Origin of the sequence: Longitalea arenae (genome assembly GCF_016924755.1) — a bacterium.
GTDB classification, from domain to species: domain Bacteria; phylum Bacteroidota; class Bacteroidia; order Chitinophagales; family Chitinophagaceae; genus Niastella; species Niastella arenae.
Genome location: NZ_JAFFJX010000020.1, coordinates 1 through 26,053 on the forward strand (window position 1 = coordinate 1; position 26,053 = coordinate 26,053).

General features: G+C 44.3%; 23 protein-coding genes. 15 read left to right on the forward strand and 8 right to left on the reverse strand.

Features of this window, described 5'->3' with window-relative positions:
* A partial coding sequence (locus JT717_RS24985; RefSeq protein WP_205513808.1) for a putative sulfate exporter family transporter occupies window positions 1-371 on the forward strand: 371 nt, incomplete at its 5' end.
* A gap of 107 nt (window positions 372-478) precedes the next feature.
* Window positions 479-2,902, forward strand: coding sequence for a glycoside hydrolase family 2 TIM barrel-domain containing protein (locus JT717_RS24990; protein WP_205513809.1), 2,424 nt, complete (start codon window positions 479-481; stop codon window positions 2,900-2,902).
* A 187-nt stretch (window positions 2,903-3,089) separates the two neighbouring features.
* On the opposite strand, the gene JT717_RS24995 is transcribed toward JT717_RS24990, so the two are convergent.
* Window positions 3,090-3,602: a hypothetical protein gene (locus JT717_RS24995; RefSeq protein WP_205513810.1), complete on the reverse strand. Its 513-nt coding sequence runs from the start codon at window positions 3,600-3,602 to the stop codon at window positions 3,090-3,092.
* Between the two features lie 364 nt (window positions 3,603-3,966).
* On the opposite strand from JT717_RS24995, the gene JT717_RS25000 reads away from it, so the two are divergent.
* The 10 genes from JT717_RS25000 (at window position 3,967) to JT717_RS25040 (ending at window position 18,207) form a co-directional block, all read left to right on the forward strand.
* A complete protein-coding gene (locus tag JT717_RS25000; RefSeq protein ID WP_205513811.1) occupies window positions 3,967-4,338 on the forward strand; it encodes a DUF6934 family protein in 372 nt (123 codons plus the stop codon).
* A gap of 516 nt (window positions 4,339-4,854) precedes the next feature.
* Entirely contained in the window at window positions 4,855-5,922 is a 1,068-nt protein-coding gene (locus JT717_RS25005; RefSeq protein WP_205513812.1) for a hypothetical protein, read from the forward strand.
* Window positions 5,923-6,025: 103 nt separating this feature from the next.
* Window positions 6,026-6,370, forward strand: a complete 345-nt coding sequence (locus JT717_RS25010) for a TfoX/Sxy family protein (RefSeq protein WP_205513813.1) — start codon at window positions 6,026-6,028, stop codon at window positions 6,368-6,370.
* Between the two features lie 390 nt (window positions 6,371-6,760).
* Window positions 6,761-9,127, forward strand: a complete 2,367-nt coding sequence (locus JT717_RS25015; protein WP_205513814.1) for a DUF8696 domain-containing protein — start codon at window positions 6,761-6,763, stop codon at window positions 9,125-9,127.
* Between the two features lie 343 nt (window positions 9,128-9,470).
* Complete coding sequence (locus tag JT717_RS25020) at window positions 9,471-10,070, forward strand: RNA polymerase sigma factor (RefSeq protein WP_205513815.1); 600 nt, start codon at window positions 9,471-9,473, stop codon at window positions 10,068-10,070.
* 231 nt (window positions 10,071-10,301) lie between these two features.
* Window positions 10,302-11,414 carry a FecR family protein gene (locus JT717_RS25025; protein ID WP_205513816.1) on the forward strand — a complete coding sequence of 371 codons (1,113 nt, stop codon included), beginning with the start codon at window positions 10,302-10,304 and terminating at the stop codon, window positions 11,412-11,414.
* A 20-nt stretch (window positions 11,415-11,434) separates the two neighbouring features.
* Complete coding sequence (locus JT717_RS28920) at window positions 11,435-11,521, forward strand: hypothetical protein (protein ID WP_369411751.1); 87 nt, start codon at window positions 11,435-11,437, stop codon at window positions 11,519-11,521.
* A 364-nt stretch (window positions 11,522-11,885) separates the two neighbouring features.
* Window positions 11,886-15,380, forward strand: coding sequence for a SusC/RagA family TonB-linked outer membrane protein (locus JT717_RS25030; protein ID WP_205513818.1), 3,495 nt, complete (start codon window positions 11,886-11,888; stop codon window positions 15,378-15,380).
* 54 nt (window positions 15,381-15,434) lie between these two features.
* Window positions 15,435-16,805, forward strand: a complete 1,371-nt coding sequence (locus JT717_RS25035; RefSeq protein ID WP_205513820.1) for a RagB/SusD family nutrient uptake outer membrane protein — start codon at window positions 15,435-15,437, stop codon at window positions 16,803-16,805.
* A 124-nt stretch (window positions 16,806-16,929) separates the two neighbouring features.
* On the forward strand, window positions 16,930-18,207 hold the full coding sequence (locus JT717_RS25040) for a redoxin family protein (protein ID WP_205513821.1): 1,278 nt from the start codon (window positions 16,930-16,932) through the stop codon (window positions 18,205-18,207).
* Here JT717_RS25040 and JT717_RS25045 read toward each other — a convergent pair.
* The 7 genes from JT717_RS25045 to JT717_RS25075 form a co-directional block, all read right to left on the reverse strand.
* The gene (locus tag JT717_RS25045) at window positions 18,191-19,225 is read right to left on the reverse strand and encodes a hypothetical protein (protein ID WP_205513822.1); all 1,035 of its coding nucleotides are present in this window, start codon (window positions 19,223-19,225) and stop codon (window positions 18,191-18,193) included. The two genes, JT717_RS25040 and JT717_RS25045, sit on opposite strands and share 17 nt — an antisense overlap.
* A 50-nt stretch (window positions 19,226-19,275) precedes the next feature.
* A complete protein-coding gene (locus tag JT717_RS25050; RefSeq protein ID WP_205513824.1) occupies window positions 19,276-19,473 on the reverse strand; it encodes a hypothetical protein in 198 nt (65 codons plus the stop codon).
* 81 nt (window positions 19,474-19,554) lie between these two features.
* Entirely contained in the window at window positions 19,555-20,046 is a 492-nt protein-coding gene (locus JT717_RS25055) for a MauE/DoxX family redox-associated membrane protein (RefSeq protein WP_205513826.1), read from the reverse strand.
* A gap of 238 nt (window positions 20,047-20,284) precedes the next feature.
* Window positions 20,285-20,647, reverse strand: coding sequence for a helix-turn-helix domain-containing protein (locus JT717_RS25060; protein WP_205513828.1), 363 nt, complete (start codon window positions 20,645-20,647; stop codon window positions 20,285-20,287).
* A 237-nt stretch (window positions 20,648-20,884) separates the two neighbouring features.
* Entirely contained in the window at window positions 20,885-21,502 is a 618-nt protein-coding gene (locus tag JT717_RS25065; protein WP_205513830.1) for a fibrobacter succinogenes major paralogous domain-containing protein, read from the reverse strand.
* A complete protein-coding gene (locus tag JT717_RS25070; RefSeq protein WP_205513832.1) occupies window positions 21,499-22,062 on the reverse strand; it encodes a hypothetical protein in 564 nt (187 codons plus the stop codon). Before JT717_RS25070 ends, JT717_RS25065 begins: the two co-directional genes overlap by 4 nt.
* A gap of 109 nt (window positions 22,063-22,171) precedes the next feature.
* Window positions 22,172-23,242, reverse strand: a complete 1,071-nt coding sequence (locus JT717_RS25075; RefSeq protein ID WP_205513834.1) for a right-handed parallel beta-helix repeat-containing protein — start codon at window positions 23,240-23,242, stop codon at window positions 22,172-22,174.
* A gap of 504 nt (window positions 23,243-23,746) precedes the next feature.
* Here JT717_RS25075 and JT717_RS25080 point away from each other — a divergent pair.
* The 3 genes from JT717_RS25080 to JT717_RS25090 all read left to right on the forward strand — a co-directional run bounded on the left by JT717_RS25080 (window position 23,747) and on the right by JT717_RS25090 (window position 26,025).
* On the forward strand, window positions 23,747-24,637 hold the full coding sequence (locus JT717_RS25080; protein ID WP_205513836.1) for a helix-turn-helix domain-containing protein: 891 nt from the start codon (window positions 23,747-23,749) through the stop codon (window positions 24,635-24,637).
* A 3-nt stretch (window positions 24,638-24,640) separates the two neighbouring features.
* On the forward strand, window positions 24,641-25,147 hold the full coding sequence (locus tag JT717_RS25085) for a DUF983 domain-containing protein (RefSeq protein ID WP_205513838.1): 507 nt from the start codon (window positions 24,641-24,643) through the stop codon (window positions 25,145-25,147).
* A gap of 209 nt (window positions 25,148-25,356) precedes the next feature.
* Window positions 25,357-26,025, forward strand: a complete 669-nt coding sequence (locus tag JT717_RS25090; protein WP_205513840.1) for a YceI family protein — start codon at window positions 25,357-25,359, stop codon at window positions 26,023-26,025.
* The last annotated feature ends 28 nt before the right edge of the window (window positions 26,026-26,053 follow it).

A 26,053-nucleotide genomic window follows, 5' to 3' on the forward strand; every position in this document is an offset into this window, starting at 1 on the left:
CGCTTTGGTGGACCTATAAAAAAGATCCAAGCCAACAAACTGCCGGCAAACCCGGCCTGGGCGTCGTGTGGGAACGTTTTCCCAAGTTTGTGCTTGGTTTTATAGCCGCTTCGCTGATCTTTTCCTTCCTGATTCCAACCGCTGTCACTAAAAGTGTAGCTGCTCCCTTAAAAGGTTTACGCACGCTGTGGTTTGCCCTGGCCTTTGTTTCTATTGGATTGGAAGCCCGGTTTACCGAGCTGGTAAAAACGGAAGGCGGGCGGCCGGCGCTGGCATTTATAGCGGCACAGGTATTTAATATTGTCTGGACCCTCTTATGGGCTTACCTCTTGTTTGGCGGTGTCTTGTTCCCGGTTCCCGATATTGAGTAACATAAACACCCCTTTTTGGAAACATTTGGCTACTATTATATTGCCATGGGAACTGTAATTTCACGCCCGTTAATAGATAAACCGTCACCATACCAGAAAAGATTGCCATGCAGTTTCGAAAAATTTCCCTGCTTGTTACCTGTTTCCTCTATTGTCTTTGTAATTCCCTTCATGCACAACCTGCCCGCGTACGGGAGGATTTTGATAAGAATTGGACTTTTCACCTCGGGGATCTGCCCCAGGCCAAGAGCACCGGTTTTGACGATGCTTCCTGGCGAAAGTTGAACCTGCCGCATGACTGGAGCATTGAATTGCCCTTCGATTCCACCAGTGCCACCGGAACCGGCGGGGGCGCTTTACGGGGTGGACTGGGCTGGTACCGGAAAACATTTACATTGCCGGCCAGCGATAAGGGTAAAAACATCTTTATCGATTTCGATGGCGTGTACTGTAATAGTGAAGTGTTCATCAACGGTCATTCTTTCGGCGTACGGCCGAACGGCTATATTTCTTTCCGCTACGATCTTACGCCTTACCTGAAGTATGGTAACGAAAAAAACGTCATTGCAGTTAAGGTAGACAATAGCAAACAACCGAACAGCCGTTGGTACAGCGGTAGCGGCATCTATCGACATGTTTGGCTGGTAAAGACCGGCAGCACCTTTGTTGATAATTGGGGAACTTATGTTAATACGCCGGTTGTTTCTGCTGCTTCTGCCAAAGTGAATATCACGACAACCGTCTGCGGAACGGGCGATCTTTGCGATGTAACAACAACGATCCTTAATGCAGCGGGTACGCCGGTAGCCACGCAAACGCAAAAGAATTTGCATGTAGGTGCTTTACAAACCACCATGCAAACATTCACTATTAGATCGCCCGCATTGTGGAGCATTGAGAATCCATACTTGTATAAAGCCGTTACAAAGATCATTTGCAAAGGAAAAACAACCGACGAGTACACCACTGTCTTCGGGATCCGCAATTACCAGTTTGATGTTGATAAAGGATTTTTTCTGAATGGTAAACGGGTGAAGATCGTGGGGGTATGTAATCACCATGACCTGGGTTGTTTGGGAACCGCCATCAATACACGGGCGCTGGAACGGCAGCTGCAGATCATGAAGGGCATGGGCGTAAACGGGATCCGTACTTCGCATAACCCTCCGGCGCCGGAATTGCTCGACCTGTGCGATAAAATGGGCTTTATTGTAATGGATGAAGTTTTCGATATGTGGAAGCGCAGTAAAACCCAATATGATTACAGTAATGATTTTGACGAATGGTATCAGAAAGACCTGAAAGATCAACTGCTGCGTGATCGCAACCATCCGTCGGTATTTATATGGAGCGTGGGTAACGAAATACTCGAGCAATGGCCCAAAGAGGGAGATACCTCAGGACGGGCTTATTTGCGAACCATGCAGGCCATTGTGCGCAGTCTCGATGACCGTCCTACGGTTACGGCGAATAACGAGGTAAGCGCTTCGAACCAGTTGTTGCAAACGGGTATCAATGAACTGGTGGGATATAATTATCATCATGAGCACTGGCCGCCTGATTCGGTGCAAAAGAAATGGGGCCGCAAGCCATTTATAGTGACCGAATCGGTGTCTGCATTACAAACAAGGGGGCATTATGATATGCCGTCAGACAGTGCGCGCATCTGGCCACAACGGTGGGACCTGCCCGTAGCGAATGCCAACCCCGATCTTACCTGTTCAGCTTATGAAAATTGTTTTACACCCTGGGGTTCTTCTCATTTGGCTACCTTGAAAACATTCCTGAAACATGAAAGCATCAGCGGTATGTTTGTGTGGACCGGTTTTGATTATATTGGTGAACCAACGCCCTATCCCTGGCCGGCGCGCAGTTCTTATTTTGGTATTGTAGACCTGGCCGGTTTTCCCAAGGATGTTTACTATTTGTATCAAAGTTTATTTACCACAAAAAATGTATTGCATTTGTTTCCCCACTGGAACTGGCAGCCGGGACAAACCATCGATATGTGGGCTTATTATAACAATGCCGATGAAGTGGAGCTGTTCATCAATGGAAGATCACAAGGCGTGAAAAGAAAAACAGGCGATGAGCTGCATGTTATGTGGCGGGTGCAATATGAAGCCGGCAGGGTAGAAGCGGTGTCGAGGAAAGCGGGCAAAGTGGTGGCCACCAGAGTGATCAAAACGGCAGGCGCTCCCGCGCGGATCGTATTGGAAGCAGACCGGCCGGTCATCCAGGCCAATGGCAGGGACCTGTCTTTTATAACGGTAAAAGTGGTTGATAAAGATGGCAACCTGGTTCCGGCTGCGGCGAATAAGATCCAGTTTACGCTTAATGGCGCAGGCTTTATTGCAGGTGTTGATAATGGTGATCAAACCAGTCTGGAATCGTTCAAGGCGAGTGAGCGGAAAGCATTCAATGGATTATGCCTGGCAGTGATCCAGTCGAACGGAAAACCAGGGAATATAAAATTACAGGCAAGATCGGCCGGACTCTCCGTGGCATCGATAGATATTCTGGGTAAATAAGATGGTTGTACAATGTTAAAGGCTTATATGCCGGCTCGAAGGCATATAAGCTTTTATATCCTCCTATAAATGACTTGCCCAAACCTGCAAGCATCTACAATTTCTTGCGAGTCTGGGCAAAAGCAGCGAATAATTTTCGATTCAGATAACAGCGACTAAAGCGATCAGTAGTTGAAACTATAAACTATTAAGGGAACAAACCTGAATATAAAGCCTGGAAAGTATCCACGATCAGTTCATTGAACTTCTTTGAGACGGCAGGATTGGCAACGGTGCCCTGCTCAGTTAATATCACGTTACCAACCTGATAATAATTAGTAGTATTATTATCAAAGATCTTGTTTACGTTATTGCCTTTGAAATAATAACATCTGCTGAAGTTCAGCGAATCGGTGGTGAACACGTAATTGGCTTTCAGTACCTCTTTTGTGCTTTTACTGTAGAACAGTTCTACCCAGTATTTACCTTCGCGTGCCTTGCCTCTGAAGGAAGCATGGTCCATGTAAACGCTGGCGTCTGTTGCGCTAACTATTGAATCGATCTGTACTTTCTGATTTGCAAAATTGATCATAGGTTGTGCCGGTGTGGGCGCAACTGTTTGTTTTGCATTCACATACTTTACCGTTGAATTCGTAGGTTGCTGCGCGAGCGCAGGAACGGCTACGGTGGCGAGTATAAGAGTAAGCAATCGGGTTTTCATAATGTGTGGGTTTTTTTAAAACTACACAAGTTATTTTACATCTGCAATAGGCGCTGGGAAAAAGCCGGATACGCTAAAACCCTTACTGCTACAGGCTATAATGTATTAATGTGGGGTTCAATGGGTTGACACCTGCTAAAAAGTTAAGCGTGGAGATGGGTATTTTGAGAAAAAGATTGGAAACAGCCCTTTTTTGACGGCGGGAACCGGCAAAACGCCAGCCTGGTGATGAGATAACTTACAGATGAAATTTAACGAAATAGAGTATAGATATTGCCTTTATAAAATTGATGGATGACAATAAATATTGGTTACGGTAATGCCTGAGTGATTTTGTGTGGAATATTGAGTACTTTTTCTGGATATGAATTATGAAATATATTCAGATCTTGATGTTACGAAAGATTTAGGAGTATTTGAGTTTTTAAGTGTGGGGGAGAAAAGAGTTATAAATAAAAGAATTGCATTTATACCGTCAGCAGTACCGTTCGTTTATAATTTAGCTTTTGGAGATATTAATGAAGATGGTGAAATTGATGATTTAACTATCAGCAATAATGGGGGTAGAAATAAAGTTCTGTCTACTCTTGCAAAGGTTGTAGAGATATATACTAACAAATACCCTGAGCGATTAATCTATTTTCGAGGCAGCACGAAAGAACGCACAAGGCTTTATAGAATGGCAGTTGGTTTGAACCCGGATGAGCTGGCAAAAAAAATTGAAAATATATGCTGAAACGGAAGATGGCTTTGAGTTTGTTCCGTTTCGCAAAAATATGATAATCAATGCCTTTCTAATTAAAAGAAAAAACGTTTAACTCTGATGTATGAAAAAGACAAAAAAGAAGAAAAGCATTTTTGATCAAAAAGTCAATCTAACCATAGCGGAAAGGTTGAGTAACGTTAAATTAGGTGCATTTCAACTTAAGAAACTCGAAGAATCAAACTTGCATCGGGAAAAAATGAAGTCATTACCCAAGTAACCGTAACCGGCGATAAAAGATATAATAAACCCCATTTGCTTATAGCGGATGGGGTTTTGCTTTAGGTTCCGCTGCCAGTTAAAGTTCATTGCTGCCAGAACACTAAAAGTTATTAATGTACGTTTCTAAGGGTTAACCGGTAGCGCCTCGTCATAGTGTGTTGCAGTATGCTGAAAAGTTATGAAGGCATTACTTTGGTCACATGTTTTGACTTATTTTCGCCCGCTAATTGACCTTTAGAATAAAGCACAAAATCGTATCACAAAGCAATGAAATCAATAACCTGGATTAACCGGTCAGGACGCCTGGTAGTAGCAGCCTGTTTACCGTTTGTAATGCATGCCTGCTCCAGCGGAGAGGCCAATACCACCAACGCCAAAGCGATAGATTCAACGGGCGTTACCAACACAAAAGAAGCCGCGTCAACCAAAGAAACCGAGACCAGGATCCCGACTACATTGGATACCGCCCTGTATGATCGCAAACTGGCTGAAATGGCCAATGGCGATACATCTGGACGTTGGCCGGTAAAAGGTCCTTATCCGTTACCAGGTGCTGTTCTTCCTTTTAAAAGGGTAGTGGCTTATTATGGCAACCTGTATTCGAAGCAAATGGGTATCCTGGGTGAATATCCACCAGACGAGATGCTGGCAAAACTGGCTGCAGACGTAAAAAAATGGGAAACCGCCGACCCTTCTACGCCCGTACAGCCCGCTTTACATTATATAGCTGTAACTGCACAGGGGAGTCCGGGCAGAGACGGCAAATACCGTTTGCGCATGCCGTTTAAGCAAATTGATTCAATATTGGGTATGGCTGCCCGTATCAATGCACTCGTTTACCTCGATGTGCAGGTTGGCTTCAGCAATGTGCAGGCTGAAATCCCGCTGCTGGAAAAATACCTGAAGATGCCACATGTACACCTGGGTATCGATCCTGAATTTTCCATGAAAACAGGAAAGCGGCCGGGCGCTGTGATAGGCACCATGGATGCAAGCGATATAAATTTTGTTACTGAATACCTCGCCAATCTTACAAAGGCGAATAACCTGCCACCCAAGATGCTGGTGGTTCACCGCTTCACCCAGAACATGGTCACTAACTACAAGAACATTAAGTTAAGGCCCGAAGTGCAGATCATCATTGATATGGATGGCTGGGGCGAACCATCTCTTAAACATGACAGCTACAAGGCCTATGTTTGGAGAGAGCCTGTGCAGTTCTCCGGTTATAAATTGTTTTACAAGAACGATATTCGCAAACCGGGCAGCCATATGTTATCGCCTGAAGAAGTACTGGCTGAGAAACCCAGGCCGCTTTATATACAATATCAATAATATTAAATATTGAGCCGTACCGGCCAATGTTGTTGAATCCGTCCCGGCTGCCCGGGACGGATTTTTTATGCTATCTTAGAAAGCGCAAATCATAACCAGGAGTATGGCCTACAATGAAAAATTAGCAGACAGGGTGCGGGAAATAATATCACTCACGCACGACAATGTGGAGGAGAAAAAGATGTTCGGCGGATTGTGTTTTATGGTCAATGAGAAAATGTGTATTGGTGTTGAACGGGAGCGCATCATGGTAAGGCTCGATCCCGCAGTGTATGATAAGGCCATGGAGATGGAAGGATGCACTGCCATGGATTTTACCGGCAAAATAATGAAAGGTTATGTTTTTGTAGATGCCGCTGTATTGAAAACGAAAACGAAGCTGGATCATTGGGTGCAACTGGCGCTCGATTTTAATAAAAGAGCCAAAGCATCGAAAAAGAAAAAGTGAGCCCTCGGATTTATGCCAGCGCATGCCCGGCAACCACAGTACAAGATGATTGATTTCAGCTATTTATACCAATCGCCGCAGGCTTGTTTTGTAAACTGACCTTTACTTTCTGGCATCCCGCCCATGAATACATGGAAATTGTTCTTTTTACATGTATATTTATCTACACTATAAAAATGCTATAACCTTTTCTTTTTTGTGCAACCGGGCAGGCCCCGGCAACGGGTCTCTTCTTTTTGAAATACTGTTTTATTAGATTGAAGACCAACCAGTACAGGATAATTATCGTACTAAAGGATACAGGACTTTATTTGGACCCCCTATCAAAACATGATGAAATATTTACTCTGCTTTGCTGCAATATTGGTAGCACTTTGCGGTTTTTCACAAATGCAGACCTGTCCAACCAACATCAATTTTGGTACAGGTGATCTGTCATTCTGGTCAGCGAGGACCGGCCTGATGGGGGGACAAAACCAAAGCTATCCTGCTCCAAATGCAGGGCTTACCAATATTCCTGAATATTCCATCGGCACTACCGGCATCCAGGTGATCACAGCCGCCACCAGTGATCCCTATGGCTTTTTTCCCACCATTCCTACTATTAATGGGTATGCATACAATTATTCTATCAAGCTTGGATCAACCTCCACCTCCCGTGACCTGCAGCAGGGCGGGCGAAGTCCGGGCGGGTTTACGAGGGCCGTCTCATACACCATCGATGTGCCTGCGGGGCCTGCCACTGTTCCCTATACTATGACCTATGCATACGCCATGGTGCTGGAAAACGGAACCCATAATTCGAGCGAGCAGCCCATGTTCAGGGCTACGCTAAGCACCCAGGATAGTATCATCACCTGCGCATCGCCCGGTTATTATCTGCCTACATTTGATAATGCCCCCGGTGGTGGCACCAGTACCGGCGCCACCCTCGATTCTGCCGCTGCACTGGCCAATGGATTCACCAACAGCCCGGTTCCTTTTCTGTCCTTTTCAGGGAACAATAACCAGGGCGGCACTTTGTTATATGATGTATGGACAAAAGGCTGGACGGAAGTGACCTTTGATCTTTCTGCCTACCGCGGCCGGCAGGTTACGCTTACTTTTGAAGCTGATAATTGCACACCAGGCGCGCATTTCGCGTATGCGTATGTAGCCTTGCGCAATGTGTGCGCCGGCCTCGAGATCAGCGGCAAAACCGTCGCCTGCACCAATACCACCATCGAATATTCAGTGCCTGCCCTGGCGGGCGCTACCTATGCGTGGACGGTGCCCGCCGGCTGGACGATCAACTCAGGCGCCCATTCAAATATTATCAATGTAACAGTTGGTCCGGGTGGCGGCTTTATTACAAGTCATGAGGTAAATGGTTGCGCCGATCTCCGCGATACAATACATGTAAACACCACGCCACCAACGGAAGCAGGAAGGATCATGAGCGATACTACAGTGTGCGCCGGCATCAATAACTGCCCCTTATCAATTGCCGATGAACGGGGAACCATTTTGAAATGGCTGTCGGCTACCGATGGTGCGGGCTGGCAGGAAATTCCGGTTGCCGCCAACCGCTATACCGCACAGAACCTTACTGCTTCAACACGCTTCGCCGCCCTGGTGCAAAATGGCAATGCCTGCACCATTGATACCGCCCATGCCGCTTTTATTACGGTAGATCCTAAATCAGATGGTGGCAGCATAAGCCCCGACCTAACCAATGTTTGCCTCGGCGAGAACCTAAATCCAAAACTTTCATTGAATAATAATACCGGCGCAGTATTGAACTGGCAGTTGTCTTATGATAATAGCAGCTGGAGCAATGTAACGCCCGTTAATACCAATACAAGCCTTCAGGCGGGCGCGGTTACGAGAACAAGCTACTTCCGGTCCATTGTGAAAAGCGGGGTTTGCCCCGGCGATACCAGTGATGTGGCAACGATCAGGTTCTATAATGTGCCGGCCCCGGCTGCAAGGATCGATCCGGATTCAACTGAAATATGCCATGGCAAATCGGCTCTGCTGAATGCCACCATCACTACCGGCACCAATTATGCGTGGAGTTCCAATGTGCCATTATCGCCCGGCGGCAGCGGGGTGGTGCCTGCTGCACCCTTCCCGCTGACGGCTACAGCTACACCACAGGTGACATCTGATGTAGTGCTCACTGTAACCAATACCGGCTGTCCCAATCCATCGCAAGATACATTTCATATATATGTAACCGATCCAATTATAGTAGAGGCGGGCAATGATACGGCCGTTGTATTCAGCCAGCCTTTACAGTTCAATGCAACGGTAAACGACCGCAATGCCAATAACTGGGAATGGACGCCCTCTTCTTATTTAAGCAATACCACTATTGCCGATCCGCTTGCAGTATACGATCTTAATGCACCGGCCGCCATTACATATATAGCTACAGCAAGAACAATGGCCGGTTGCAGCGGTTCAGATACACTAACGGTAAAGATCTTCAAAACCGGTGCCGACATCTTCGTGCCTTCCGGCTTCACGCCCAATGGCGATGGCCGCAATGATGTGATCAGGCCGATCATGGCTGGCGTAAAACAATTGAACTTTTTCCGCATCTACAATCGCTGGGGTCAGCTGGTATACAGCACCAGCCAGGCGTACAAGGGATGGGATGGAACCATTAGCGGTTTGAAGCAGTCGTCGCAAACATTTGTGTATATGGTGCAGGCTGTTGACTATACCGGAAAAGTGATTGTTAAACGGGGAAGTTTTGTGCTGATCCGCTGACCGGCTTGCCGCAAGGCCCGTTCTCCTCTAATGTAGGTATTAAAATTATTTATTATTTCGCTGCCGCATTTCTACTGTACCAATTTGTGGTTCAAATAAAAAGTACGATTTTTAAATTATCATGTCATTCGTTGACATGTCAGTAGTTGACTTTTTTTCCGCACAGCGGACCTGTTTATTCATTGATTTTCGTCAAGAAGTATAAAGTCATAACACTGGTAAAGCGCTTACTAACATCAACAATATGATTAACCGAGATATGTTTGGTAAGAAAGGCGATGAATTATTTGATTTTAAGAAAGGGGATATATAACTTGGTGCCATACCTTATTTTCTGATTTGTATGACAGATGAGCAAATTATGCAACGGGTCATGAACAAGGATCGCGAGGCGTTCAGCGAGCTATATGATAAACTTTACCGGAAATTATTTCTGTTTGCAAAAAGTATGGCTGGCGACGCTGAAGAAGCCCGGGATATTGTTACTGAATCGTTTATTAAACTTTGGTCGCAGGAACATTCCTTTTCGACCATGGCTCATCTACAGGTATATCTGTATACGATCATAAAAAATTCCTGTATTGATTATTTGCGCAGAGATAAGCTGAGAACTAAAATAGAGAACCAACTTAGCAAAGCGGAGATCATACATGAAAATGTGATTGAAAGAAAATACCAGGAAGCAGAGTTAGTGCAAATGTTATACGAACGTATCAATCAGCTGCCTGAAAGAATGCAGCAGGTCTTTAAGCTCACCTATCTCGATGGCTATAGCAGAACGGAAATAGCGCAAATGCTGAATCTCTCTGAAAATACCATCCGCAATACGAATGCGGCGGCGATGAAAGCGATCCGCTTAACGCTTGGGGTAGAAACAATTGTGATCCTGGTTTTGCTGACGGCGCTGCAGATGGAAATGGCAGGTTCTAAAATTCACATATGATCAGGTTCTTTGCCAAGCCGCTTTCTTTTTACATAATTCCCACCGGTATTTATTACACATCTATAAAAGGCCTATTATATTAGCTAACGCTGTTCCGCAAACTTTTTTTAAAAATTTATCTGGTACACTGGTACAAAACTTTTGTTGGTTCGTATAATTATAGCCCGTACCCTTTTATTAACCGTTTTTTCATCAGAGATCTGTTCAATATCTCTGCAAAAGCAAGTGTAAATGCAGGACAATAGCCGCATCAATGAGATACTTTGTAAAGTAATTACCGGCGAAGAACTTTCTTCGGAAGAAAGTTCAGACCTGCAACAATGGCTTTCGACTGCAGAGAAACGTAAATTATTGGAGGACCTTCGAGACCCTACATACCTGCGTAACAAATTGAAAGAGGCCAATGAAGTGGATGTAGCAGGCGCCAGGGATCTCTTTTTTCAACGCGTGGCTATCGGAGAGCGCACAAGCATAAAAAGGCAATGGCAATGGAAGTTGTTTCGAGATGTAGCAACAAAAGCAGCAGCAGTTCTTGTACTGGCTGCTGCTTCCTTTTTCTGGTTCTACAACCGCCAGTCAGGAGGTGATACCATTACGCAACGAAAGACTGAAAAAACCGATCCGGTCATTGAACACGATGTTGCTCCGGGTAAAACAAAAGCGTCGTTGACCCTGGCCAATGGAAAAACAGTGGTGTTGGATAGCACCGTGCTTGGACAAGTGGCATTACAGGGGGTAGCAGCAGTGGTGAATACGAAAGCAGGGCTCAGGTACCAGCAGGGCAGCGATGCACAAAACGAGGTATTATACAATACGTTAAGTACAAAGAACGGTGAAACCTATGCTATGGTCTTAGCCGATGGCAGTAAGGTTTGGCTGAACACCGGCGCAACCATCCGGTATCCGGTTACCTTCAATGGCCGTGAAAGGAAGGTTGAAGTAACCGGCGAAGTGTATTTTGAAGTAGCGCATGATGACAGCAAGCCTTTCCTGGTGCATACAAGCGGTCAGCAGGGGCAGGCAATGGATGTGCAGGTGTTGGGAACACATTTCAATATCAGGGCATATCACGATGAGATGGATATTAAGACCACTTTGCTCGAAGGATCGGTGAAGGTAAAGCAAATCAATAAAGAAACTTTATTGAAACCTGGCCAGCAGGCCCGGGTGAGCAATGGCAATACAAAAGTAGTAAGCGATGTAAATACAGAAGGGGTGATCGCCTGGAAGAACGGCTTTTTCCATTTTGACCATGCCGATATAACGCTCGTGATGCGCGAATTGGCAAACTGGTATAATATCGAGGTGTGTATGCCGGAGCGAAACCAACGGCACCATTTATAGGTGATATAAAACGCAATATAATGTTGTCGGAACTGTTGAAAATGCTGGAGCTCACCACCGGCGATGTTCATTTTCGCATTGAAGGTAAAAAACTGATCGTACTGTAGCAACTAATCAAAATACAGAGCTGAACTTATTTTCTTCGGTCCTTTATTCTTTAACGGCAGCTTGGTTAATGCCATTTAAATGTAAAACCATATGAACCATTTAAACATCCCAACTACACTTACTTACATTCATCATTCTGATCCAGGTTCTCCCAATTAACGCCGGGCCATAAAAAAGCCGGCGCGTCCACGAAACACACCGGCCGAAAAAGGCCATAACATGACTGATTAAAATCCTATTATCAAACCTTTCAACAACTAAGGTATGCATTTTCGCAATTACCTGCGTGCTGTTATTTCCTATACAGCCGCTAATACCATTAACTGTTTTGAAATTGTTGCGTGTAAACAAACCTGGCGAGTTATGAAGTTGACAGCGATTATTTTAACCATTACCTTTCTCCATGTACAGGCGGCTGGCCTTTCCCAAACCGTTACATTTTCAGGCAATAATATATTGCTGGAAAAAGTATTTACAGCCATCAGACAGCAAACCGGTTATACATTTCTGTACACCGCCGATGTTATCAAAGGCGCCAAAAAAGTGAGCTTACATGTAAAAAATGCTGCGCTGGAAGAAGCTTTGAACCTGGCGCTTAAAGATCAGCAGCTCAGCTATCATATAGCAAATAATACCATCATCATCTCCCGGAAAAAAGAGCCGGTGGAACATAAAACACCTATTGATGAGAAAATGCCGCCGCCGGGCGAGGTTAAAGGAAAAGTGCTGAATCATAAAGGCGAGCCCCTGGCCGGCGCCAATGTGAAGGTAAAGGGCACAGCTATTGGTGGTGTTACCAACGCAGAAGGATTTTTTGAGTTAAGAGGAGTGGAAGAAGATGCAACACTCGAGATCTCTTACCTGGGCTTTGAGTCGCAGATTATTAAGGTAGATGGACGTTCCGTCATTGCAATACAGCTGAAACTGGTAGAAAGTGAATTGGCGGCCGTTTCCGTTTCGGTATATACCGGTTATCAGTCGATCCCAAAAGAAAGGGCCACCGGTTCTTTTGTTCAAATAGATAATAAATTATTGAACCGCAGCGCATCCTACGATGTGCTTTCCCGCCTCGAGGGGGTGGCCAGCGGACTGGCTTTTTACCGTAACAGCAAAACAGATCAACCCACGCTGAATATCCGCGGACGCAGTACGATATTTGCCGAAGTACAACCACTGATCGTATTGGACAATTTTCCATATGACGGTGATATCACCAATATTAACCCGAACACCATAGAATCGATCACGATTTTGCGCGATGCGGCGGCTGCATCTATCTATGGGGTCAGGTCTGCCAATGGCGTAATTGTGATCACCACAAAAAAGGGAAACTCCAACACGCCACCGCAAGTGCATTTTAATACGAACATTACGATGGGGGCCAGGCCCGACCTGAATTATTTCCCGTTGATGTCATCAGAAGATTTTATCGAGGCGGAGAAAACGTTTTTTTCCAAAGGATGGTACACAACTGCGGAAAACAGTGCTAACAAATTTCCTTTAACCCCCGTAGTGGAACTCTTGATCAAAAAAAGGAACGGGTCAATCTCCGCTGCCGAGGCAGATCAGCAAATTGAAAACCTTAAGCAATATAATTTAACCGATGCGTTCGATAAATACTTTTTAAGGAGCAAGGTATTACTGCAGAATTCCTTATCTATTTCAGGCGGCGGAAATAATTCCCGGTATTTTCTGTCATTAAGTTATGATAAGGACCAAAGTAATTTTGTTAATAACGGGTTCGACCGGTATTCAATAAATGCTTCACATAATTTTACGCCATTTAAGAACCTTGATATTAATACGGCACTGCTTTATACCAATATGAAGCTTGCCAATAATAATCCAGGCTTAAACGACCTGGTCTCTCTGACCGGTAGAAAATATTATCCTTACGCGCAACTGGTAGATGAGAATGGCTATGCGCTTCCGGTAAATTTTGGATTCCAGGCTACCTACAAAGCATTAAAAGAGAGCCAGGGTTTTCTCGATTGGCAGTACCGCCCGGTTGATGAGCTGAACCTGGCAGATAATACGAGCCGCCAGCATTATAACAGAGTAAATCTTGAGATCAGGAAAACATTCAGCAGCCACTTTAATATAGAATTGAAATACCAGTATGAAAAGCAGATAAGAAAAGGGAATAACCTGATGAATCAGGAAACCTATTTTACCCGCGATCTTATAAACAAGTATTATAATCCATCCGGTACTGTGAAATATCCTGTTCCATTAGGAGGCATTCTCGACCAAAGCTTATCAGAACTGGAAGGCCATACCGGTAGAGCCCAACTGAACTTTAACCAGAAATGGCAACAACACAGGCTGAGTATGATCGGTGGATTTGAGGTAAAGCAACTGGAAAGGCAAAGCAGTCAAAGCCGGTTATATGGATATAACGATGAAACCATTAACACGCAGGTGATGGATTATGTGACCAGGTTCCCAACCAATCCGGCTTCAACGGCTTTAGTGATACCTTATCCGCGTACTGTAACAGGCACTCTCGACAGATACCTGTCTTATTATGCGAATGCATCCTACACGTATAACGACCGGTATGTTCTTTCAGCCAGCGGGCGGTTCGATAACACCAATTATTTCGGCATAAAGAGTAATCAACGGATCGTACCCTTATGGTCGCTGGGCGTTAAATGGAATGTTAACCGCGAGGGATTTTTCGAGACAGATCTGTTCGATCAGTTGGCAGTGCGGGCCACCTATGGCTATAACGGAAACATTAATAAAGGACAAACCGCTTATACAACGCTGCGGTATGCGCCTGTAACTTATACAACGGCTACCGGAGCAACAGTTATTAACCCACCCAATCCCGAGCTCAAATGGGAACGATTGAATATGTTCAATGCAGGGGTTGTTTTTTCTTTGAAGAAGAATGTTTTATCTGGAACCATTGAATACTTTTCCAAAAAGGGAAATGACATTATCGGGGATGCTGTCATGGATCCTACTACGGGACTAACCAGTTTCAGGGGCAATATGGCGAATATCAAGGGACGGGGCGTGGATGTACAATTGACTGGAAAGATATTAAACAACAAACTCTCCTGGAGTGCAACCGTTTTATTCAGCCATGCAACGGATAAGGTAACAAATTATACCAGAACATTTCACCCTGTGATCATAGCGCAGCAGGGAAGTGGCGATATCCCCAATGGTATGACGCCATATAATGGTTTTCCCGTGCTGGGTATTTACAGTTTTGTATGGGGAGGGCTGGATCCCACTACCGGCGATCCGTTGGGCGTCCTGAACAAAGTAAAGACAAGTAATTACAGTGATATCCTCAATAACACCACGCACGCCGAGTTGATCTATAACGGTCCGGTGAATCCGCCCACAATAGGCGCCTTTAGAAACGATTTTCACTGGAACAATATCTCTTTGTCAGTGAATATCACCTATAAGTTCGGGCATTTCTTCAGAAAGCCTTCCGTTAATTATGGACAATTTGTTAATTGGTGGGCCGCAAACAAGGATTTCACCGAGAGATGGCAAAAGCCAGGGGATGAAGCCATTACCAATATACCATCTATACCTGGTCAGTATCCAACGGCAGGAAATACCAGGGACCTGTTTTATACATTATCTGAAGTATTGGTGCAAAAAGCAGATCATATCCGGTTGCAGGATATTGTAATAGCCTACGATTTTGATAAGGCAAAATGGACAAGGCTGCGTTGTCAGAACCTTCATGTTTATTGTAACATCAATAATGTTGGCATCCTGTGGCGGGCGAATAAATTCGGTATTGATCCCGACGCCCTTCCGAATGCAGATGCTCAATTGCTGCCCCAGGCCCGCAATATAACACTGGGTGCAAAAATTGATTTTTAAAAAGCAAAATACCTTGCTATAACCAATTTCTGTGTTTAACAAAAAAATCCGCACATGCTTAATTATAAAATTATAACGTTTGTTTTTGCAAGTGTAGTTATGATTTCCTGCAAGAAGGACTGGATAGAGGTGAAGTCGGACAAAGCATTGGATGTGCCTACCTCTATTGAAGATTTTCAGGCTTTGTTAGATAATGTGACGATCATGAATGACAATCGCCCTTCACTGGGCGAGATCAGTGCCGATAATTATTATCTGACCGATACGCTGTGGGAAAGCTGGTCGTCGATAAACCGGAATGCGTATGTTTGGGCCGGCGATATATATAGCGGTCTCATCAGTGACCAATATAATTGGAATAACTCTTATGCCCAGGTTTTTTATGCAAATATCGCTTTAGAAGGGATTGACAAAGTGGGACAGCAGGATTATAATACATCCGCCTGGAACAATGTAAAGGGCAGTGCCCTCTTTTATAGGGGCGAAGCTTTTTTCAATCTTTCGCAATTGTTTGCAAAACCGTATAGTTTGACTTTTCCCGACAATCCCGGCATTCCCCTTCGATTGAATGCCGATCCCAACGAAGTGTCTGTGAGGTCGAGTTTGCAGCAGACCTATGACCAGATCCTGAGCGATCTGCAAAGTAGTGTAGATCATCTGCCGGATGTTCCGTTATACAAAACACGTCCATCCAAACCAGCGGCTTACGCGCTGTTGTCAAGAGTATACCTGGTGAAGCAGGATTTTGGCAATGCATTGAAATATGCTGATCTGTGTTTGAAATTATACGATTCGTTACTGGATTATAATACGCTTAACGCCAATGCCCAATTTCCCATACCACAGGTAAACAGGGAAGTGATTTTTATGACATCCATTGAGACTTCTGTTCTCTTACCCAATACCCATATAGTTGATTCAACGCTTTACCAAAGTTATGATCTCAATGATCTTAGAAAGAAGATCCTTTATAGAGCAAATACAGCGGGCCAGTTATACTTTAATGGTACCTACACAGGCGGTGCTCGGATTGGTGTCAGCAGAACTTTTGGTGGCATTGCTACAGATGAAGTATACCTGACCAGGGCAGAGTGTTATGCCCGCACGGGGAACGTTAGCGCCGCTATGAGCGACCTGAATGCATTGATGAGTAAACGGATCAAAACCGGCTTTTTTGTTCCTTTCACGGCAGGCAATGCCAGCGAAGCGCTGAACCTGATACTGGCTGAAAGGAGAAAAGAAACGCCATTCCGCGGTTTGCGATGGATCGATTTGCGGAGGTTGAACAGTGAAGGCGCTAATATTATTTTAACCAGGAAATTAAAGGGGCAGTCATATACATTACCGCCTAACGATCCTAAATATGCATTGCCGATCCCGCCTGATGTAATTAGTTTAACGGGGATGCCGCAGAATGTAAGATAAAATACAAACCATAAAGATACTTGGTTGATTCAGAGCAGCGCTACGGCACGGATCTTTTGTTGGTCCGTGCCCCTTTTTAAAATTCCCTGCCTCATAATTCATGCTAACTTTAAAGTGTATACATATGAAAAGTATACTTCTGTCGTTCTGTTTCCTGTTTTTGTTTACCAGTGAAAGCAGCGCACAGCCGGCTACCGCTGACTCAAATGGGCCGCATATTAACCAGTTATGTCCTGATTTTACATTCGATACACTGATCAATTACAAAAATGAAAAACTGGCATTGACTGATCTGCGTGGCAAGTTTGTTATTGTCGATTTCTGGGGAACATTCTGCGCTCCCTGCATTGCGGCCATTCCTAAAATTGAAGCATTACAGAAGAAGTTCGGGAATAAGCTGCAGGTGCTGATGGTTGCAACAGATGGTTTTCTAAAAGCAAAGCAGTTTTACGAAACCAGATCAAAAGCTAATAAGGCCATGGTTTTGCCTTGCGCCATAAACCGGAAGTTTGTAAAATATTTTCAAATCAAAGAGGTTTCCACCTATGTTTGGTTAGATGATCAGGGGTATATAAAAGCCATTACCGACGAGTCACAAATTACAGAGCAGAACCTGAGTGATTTTATCGCCAAAAAAAGCTTACAGGTACGCAACAAGGAAAAAGAGGTTTTAATTGACAGGGGGAAGCCCCTTCTGGCTGCGGCGCTTGAGATGGATAGCGGCAATGTGATGTACAGTTCGACACTTACGAAACATCTGAAAGGCGTAACTACTTCTTATCTGCATCCCAGCAGGAGCGGGTGGACAAAAGTTAACGCCAAAAATCTTCCGGTCATCTTGTTATACCAGATCGCCTTTGGCGATTCCGTAAATGCGGTGCCATATAACAGAACGGTCATTGAATCGGCCCATCCGGAAAAATTCACCGTTCCTAAAGACGTTTACTGGGAGGAATGGAAATTGAATAACACCTATTGTTATGAATTAACTGTTCCTGCAGATAAACAGAAGGATATTCTGAAGATCATGCGCGATGAGTTAAAGAATTATTTCGGATATAATGCATTTCAGGATTATCGTTCGCAAAAATGTTTGGTATTGCGGGCCGAAAAGGATTTTCATTTTTGGGCAGACAAATCAGCGCCTCGGAAGCTCGTGTATAATACGGGTGGTATCACGGTGATCAACTATCCTTTTGCCAGGTTTGCGGGAATGATCCAGCATTACATGCAGGATAAAATCATATTTGATGAAACCGGCCTTACTGGTAACGTTGATATTGTTCTGCAGGCAGAAATGAACGATGTCAATTCGGTAAACGAAGCGCTGAAAAAATATGGCTTACAGCTTCATTGGGAAGAAAGGCAGGTACAGGTGCTGGTCATCAAAGATCAGGAATAAAACCCAGATCGTACATGACGACAGTTTTACCGTAGATGGCATAGAGCGTTTTATCAATTACATGGAATTGATAGGTTTTTTTGCCCTTGTAAGGCGGAATATAAAAGCTGCCTTTATAGGAGCCATCTATTAAGCCGTATATATCAATTACGGTATTTTCAGTAAAATCCAACGGATATTCATTGTCGGCCTGTAACATTGATTGTAAGAACAGGTTCCCGGCAGCTACGGCGCCCAGGGTATTAACAAAGCGCGGCGGTTGCTGCATGGTATAAGATGATCCTACATGGGCTACTTTTACTTCTCTTCTGGTAAGCGTGTCGATGGTCCTCGCTGTAAGTTTTAAGTTCAGGTTCGTATCCATGCAAATGAATCCGTTTTGATAAAAATACGTATAACATACCAGGTGGGTGGTTGAATCGTAGTATAGGCTGCCGTCGGTGGCAAAGGCGCCGGCTCCATTACTTTCACTGAAACGATCTTCAATGGTTGAATGCTTATTTTTTAGATTGATCTTAATAAAAGCCGGATCTTTCGTTGTTCTTATAATAAACTGATCTTTTGCCAGATTGGTTTCTTTGCCATAGAATTTTTCAAGCTTATAACTGGCAATAGTCCCGGAGTCTAGGTGATAGTCCAGCATCCCGGGCAGGTTCCTGTTGGAGATATAAATATGGCGACCATTTAGGAGCATTCGAATGTTTGAGTTCGTTCTTAGGATAGGCGCTATGGGCAGGGTGATGGTTTTAAGCGCGTCCAGCGCAGGGCTTGTCTGGTGAACCAGGTAGGGGGTACTGCCTTGAAAATAGATGGCTTCCGCTTCTGATCCTATTATTTCACCAATAGCGGAAGGAAATGTAAGCTGTTTTTGGGTCTTTAAAACAGTGGTAAGTAGCTTTCGCTTAAAGCCGTTTTTCTTGTCATTCGTGGTTTTTGCAAGGAATGCCAGTAAAGTGATTATTGCGAATGCTGAAAATAATAATGTGAGTAAGATCAGTGCAGGCTTCTTATTATTCATAATAAATAAAGATCTAACCACCGGCATTTGCCGATGGTTAGAACAAGAAATTAGTTAATTGGTTGCAATACGGTTTTGCCGCTGTTATCGTCTATACAACAAAATGCCAGGCCCCCGATACATTGTGTACCCTTAGGATCTACCTCACTGCACAAATCAGATTTTTTTTGAACTTTATTGGCCATTGTCGTTCCTGCAATAGCTAATACCAGTGTTAAAGCAGCTAATGATAATTTTACTTTTTTCATAAACACTTTCTGTTTTAGTCAAAACAGTAAATTTTAGTTGATTTATACCTACTCTGTTTTAGGTTTTCGGTAACCCCTAACTTACGCGTAAATATGTTTATGCTGCATAATGGATGCTGCAGCAGCAATTACTATAAAGAAACTGTTGAATAATATATGCTGATTCCAGGATAAATTTTCCAATACGCCCCCGCAGGAACAGGGGATGTAATAACTGAAGTTCAGCATGACGATCAAATAAGCAGTGAACAGGCTCATCAGGAAAAAGGAGGCATATAATCCCACGAGCCGGGTTCTTTTTATGACCAGGAATAAAGCGATCAGCATCTCGATGGCAGGAATGCTCCAGCTAATCAGTGCTGCGTATGTAGTGATGTAAGGCGATTTGCTTAATTGAACGGTAAATCGATCGTAATCCGACAGCTTACTTAATGCAGAATAAATAAATAACAGTATTAACAGGCAGCAAATAATTTCTATGATCAGTTCTTTCCTTAACCAGGAAAATGCGATTGGCTTTTGAACAATAACGGGCTGAGCCAAGTAGCTGCTACTTAACGTGTCTTTTTTCATAGCAAAAAGGTTTACCTGCACGGCTATTTACCGCCATGCTACATTTATCAATATATAATAAATGAATTGAGCTTATGCGCTTTCCCGAGAAGAAGGATTTAACAATGTTGGAGCTTTATGAACAAGTGGAAGCGTAAGAAAAAATACCCGGCTTTTTAAATTCCATGTGCAATTTACAGCTTGAAAAGAGGCGATTCCGGTTAAAATCATGGCAAATCCGGTTTTTCTTACATTTTACTTAAAGGAGGATCGAGGGAAATTTGTTACCGGCATGTTTCTTTCTCCATGCCAGCGGCGGCATGCCGGTTGTTTTCTTAAATTGTTTTACCAGGTTGCTCACATCATAACCCACTTTAACAGCAACCGCTTTTACCGGTTCATCGGTTGTTTCGAGCATTTCTTTCGCTTTCCCGATGCGTATTTCAATAAGGTATTCATTGATTGTTTTGTTATTGACCAGTTTAAAACCCTTACGCAATTTACTTTCGTTGGTGCGTACCCGCCTTGCCAGTTGTGCATGGGTGTTTGTTAAACGGTATTCATTTTCAAGTATTGCTTTTACCTGTGCGATCTTCTGCAGATCTTCATTGGATAGTTTCATGGTTGAGGTCTTTTAAAGTGAGGCGCTTACTCAATAAATGGGCTCCTTCATACCTTGTACCTGTTCGTGTAAGTTTTGATAGGAATGATTAGCATTCGGAACTGCAAAATTAAATGCTTTTGTGAGTACAATTGATATTTAAATATTGTGTATATAAAAAGGAGGTGTACATGCCAGTTAGCATGCTGATTTTAGGCGGTTTATTAATTAGCAAGCAAAGGGAAAGCTGGTGAAGGGTTAATCTTTTATGCAACGCACCGATAACCCGTAATTGCTTTCATAACGATTCCGTTGTACATCTGCAAAACCCGTAAACAGGCGGCTGCTCCAGTCATAGAGCTCATAACTCCGTGTTCCCGACCACCAGTAACCATTAAAGTCGATCGTATGGTAGCTGCCGCCATTGCAGAAACGGTAACCGCCCAAACCCTTTACTTTTAATTTTTGCGCGGAAGCCGGGTTCGTTTCCAGGAAACTTACCAGGTCGGCAATTTCTTCGTCGGTAGGTATATGCCAGCCTTCCGGAGCTATGCTCCGGCTGTCGTTTATAGCGTACCAGTTATAAAGGCGGCCATAAAGGGCCAGGTTGTTTGTGTCATTGTTGTAATGGCAGTAAGCGCCGGCAGTGCTGGTGCTCCAGGCGGAGCTATCTTCAATAAGTGGAATGGGTTCTCCATTGCGATACCGGGTCACCCGCAGGTTTTCAGCCATCCATACTTTGTTTCCGATGGTAATGGTATTGTAGACATGGCCATCAATATCCCTTACCTGGGTGCCTGCCTCGTGGGTCGTGCAGTGAGCCAGCCGGATAAAGATTGTAATGAGCAACAGGTATCTGCGGATGTTTCGTTTCATTTCATGTTGAATGTTTGTAATCGATCGTTTTGCGAGTAATAGAGGCAGGAGCGTTGTTCCAATTCGAGCAGGGCAAATCCATTCGATCTAAGTATCAGTGATTGCAGGCGGGGTACAGCCACATCAATGCGGGCGGGCGGGGCAACAGCTACACCGTGCAGCAGCCTTGGTTCTTTTGTATCATACGCCTGGAGAAATGTTATATTGTAATGCACAAAGGAATGACTGGAAGTACCCAGACAAATGACCAGTTGTACCAAGCTGTCTTTCTTCAACAAGCAGGCATAATCGGCCAGGCGGTCATCATTGATGTCGGTGCGCGCCCAGCAGGGATTGGAGCTGCTGTCGTAAAAAGACCACCAGGTTTTACTGTAATCACTCTTTCCAACGAGGCGCCATTGCGGTAAATGTACCGTTAGATAATCAATCAAAGGCTGGGGTAAAACTGTGGGGTACTGTTGAACGCTATCCCTGATGGGTCTTGCTGCAGCCATGTGCTCCACCGGGTGATCGCAGGCAAAAACCAGCCATACAGATGTGCTCCATATCCATCGAAACATAAAAAAGTTTTTAAAAAACCACATAGGCACAAGAAGGCGCCGGGTCTGTTACATGTGTACTTTATGTGACAAACTGCTTGTAAAGCTGCCTATGTGGTTGAATAATCAATTACCAGGAACCATTGGCGGCTGTATACACCTGGCCATTCACTGCTGTTCGGCAGCTGGAGGTTCGTACGTGCTGCACATTGGGATGGCCACCAGAAACGGTACCTGCATTCACCCGCGTATTGGAAGCATCTTCCAGGAAAATGCCATGGCTGGTGGAATTGGCAATATCTACAGTAGTTACCGTGGTGCCATTGCTGCCGGAAACACTGAAGAAGCCGCGTCCACTGTTGCGAGAATATACCTTGGCGCAGGTTACATTAGGGCCATTGTTGTTAGCCACCCGGAAAGTAGCATAACCACCGCCGTTGTTATTGTAACTGCCCGTGACGGTGCCTACACTGCCGTTTCTGCTCTGGTTCAGCAGTACAGCACAACCACCGGTATTGTTACAGGTTACGTTGCCAATGTTAAATCCATCAACACCATAGGTCTCGATGGCATGAGTGCCAGAACCGGTGATGTTGATATTACCGTTGATGGTTAGGTTGCGGGTGGCGGCGGTACTGTGGTCTACCCGGATGCCCAGACCTGCTGTAAGTGACATGGTAATATTGCTCAGGATCATATTGGTACAACCCTTGAACCATATCCCATACCGCGGATTACCTGTAACGCGGAGGTTTCTTACTTCAATCTGGGTTTTCCGGTCGCCCTGTACCGGTACAATGAGCAGGTCATTGCTGTTACAGTTGAATGTGGTGCCTGCAAAATCAACAATGGTGTAACTGGGAATATTAACGGCTTTGATAGCACCGCCGGAATTACCCGAACTGCCAGAATTTTTAATGGTAACTGTCTCTTTGGAAGTTCGTCCGGCCGTAAGATTGTTACAGGCGGCCTGAATGGCTGCGATGTAATCGGTACCCGTGTACCGTGTTACACCGTTCACCCGGGCAGTCCAGGTGCCATTGGTAACAAATACTTCTCCGGAAGCTTCTGGGGTGGGTGATCGTTCAATTTCCTGATCCTGTTCTGGTGTTTGTTCAACCTGTTTTTTACAACCTGCAGCAGCAAGCATAGCAGCGGTTGAAAAAACAAGCAATGCAAGCGTTAGTGTTTGTTTTTTCATAATAAGCAAGCGTTTAATGGATGGATGCCTACTCTTAAGATTTTCGGCTTCGTCTGTGGATACTATTTGCAAATATTTTCCAGTAAACTAAATGTAAGTTATTGCAGGCTTACAAAGCAACCTGTACCGTCCTGTTAGCATTGCCAACTATCTCGGCTGTTGATGGGGTATAGTTATATACGTATTAGATTATTTGTGGTTCTTAAAATATAAATGTCAAAAAAACAAAGAAAGCCGCGCGCGGATCGCCAGGGCCTTTATATTATGAGTAAATTATTTTAAAGGTGAAAGCAAGTTTATGGTCGCCGTCCTTATCTTTCATAATCAAATAACCGGTCGCGGGCCCGACTCGCCATCAATAGCGCGGAACTGTGCATCGGCAACACATCTTCAGTCTTCTGATCAATGCTTTACTGCCCAACCGGTAAAAACTACCATAAAACCCATAAAAATCACCCTTGTTCCTAGTATACCTTTTATAGCTTTGTGGTATAAACAAAGGCAATGTTAAAACATCCCCTGCCTGTATATGATATAAATACGCTGAAGGAATCGCGGTTCTCACCAAAGGACTTTATAGCCGATCATTTTCTGCATTATTTGGAAGAACATAAGAACCTGCGCTTCCCGCATAAGCATTCATTTTATCAGCTGGTTTATTTTTCAGGCGGTTCAGGCAGTCATTCCATCGACTTTGTGCATTTTCCGGTAAGGGGCGGACAGATCTATTTTATGACGCCAGGGCAGGTACATAGCTGGCATTTTGAAGATCAGCCGGATGGCTTTATTGTTAACTTTTCTGAACCTTACATCAACGATTTTTTAGCTAATGCGCGTTATTTGCAACAGTTCAATTTCTTTTCAGGCATTGCGCAGGAGCAGGTGATTGATATCCCCGAGAACGCCAGACCGGAAATAACAGCGATCCTGGAAACCATCGTCAGGGAGGGTAATTCCAATGCAGCGTTAAAAGACGACCTGGTAAGAGCCACCCTCGTTCAGTTGTTCATTCTCGTAAGCCGTTATAGTGGGGGAGACGCCATTCCGATATCAAATAATTATAACACGGTGGTATTGCGGAATTTTCAAAAACTCATTGACCAGTATTATAAAGAAAAGAAGTTGACGAAGGAGTATGCGGCCCTCTTGTATATAACACCGAACCATTTGAATGCCCTTTGCAAAGATGTAACGGGCCGTTCGGCCGGTGAATTGATCAGGGACCGGATCCTGCTGGAAGCAAAACGTTTGCTCGTGAATGCGCGGTTGAGTATTTCCCAGATAGCAAACGAGCTGCGGTTTATGGATAATTCCTACTTTTCGAAATTCTTTAAAAAATATGTGGGGGTTACTCCGGAAGTATTCAGAAAACAACAGGTAACAAAAGAAAATTAGTATATGGAAGCAAGTTTTGTAATTAACAAGGTTAACAATATCAATGAAGTTGATATAACAGCAGATGACAGAAGGCCCGGATTATTACTAAGTCTGTTGAAGTGCAAATGCCCACGCTGCAGGCGGGGCGATATGTTTGAGAACAAAAACCCTTATGTTTTGCGGAAGACCATGAAGATGAGCCGGGAATGTGCTGTATGCAAACAACCCTTCAATATTGAAGTGGGCTTTTATTATGGTTCCAGTTATGTTAGTTACGCTGTGACTGTAGCGTTGAGTGTAGCTACCTTCGTGGCCTGGTGGATATTGATCGGTTTTTCCCTGCAAGACAACCGGTTCTTTTACTGGATGGTCTTTAACTCCGTATTGCTGATTGCTGCACAACCTTATTTAATGCGGCTGGCAAGGACTGGCTGGCTCGCATTTTTTGTACGATACGATAAGAATTGGCGAACCCCGCCAACAGTTCAACTGGAAAGATTGAATGAAGAGCAGGAGAAGAACTGGTAAGAAGATATCAGCGATGTAAACAATTAAGGCTGCCACCGGCAGCCTTAATTGTTTATTACTTTCTATTGGCCAACAGGACCATTTACACTGCATTTAGATTAATGCATTGGCGGTTGCAGGGTCTGATTTTTGCACACTTATTGACGGAACCCTTACCATAACTATATATACCAGCTATGATAATCAAGTAATCATAAAATCAAAACAGTATGAAACTTAAAGGATATCTGATGATCGCCGGTTTAATCGCAATTATTTCTTCCTGTGGCGATAGCGCGCCCAAAGGAGATAACGCTAGTATCCAGGAAAAACAAGAAACGGCCGAAGCGAAGGGAACGCAATTTACGGTTGACACTGCGGCCTCGCGCGTGCGGTTCGTTGGGCATGGTGTAGGTAAGAACCATCCCGGGAAGTTTAAATTATCTTCCGGTTCAGTGGCTGTAGCCAATAACCAGATCACCGGCGGCAGTTTTACCATTGATATCAAATCAATGGATCTCGAACAAAAAGGTGGCATGTTTGACTCAAAATTGCGGCCGCACCTGATGAGCGGTGACTTTTTTGACGCCAATAAATTTGGAACGGCCAGGTTCGAAATAACCGGCGTGCAGCCATATACGCCGAGTGGTACGGATACTTCAATCGTGGATGGCGCCAACTTTACGGTAAGCGGTAATTTTACTTTAAGAGATGTAACAAAGAACATAAGTTTTCCGGCCAGGGTCGATCTGGACGGCAATACCCTGAAGGCTACCTCCAATTTTGATATTGACCGCACGCAATGGCAAATGCGATACGGCAATAATAAAACCCTGGGTGATAAATTCATTTCAGAAAAGGTAAATATCGAGCTCGATCTGCAAGCTAAGAAGCAGTAATCCGGTACAATAGAAAATAGGCGTTCCG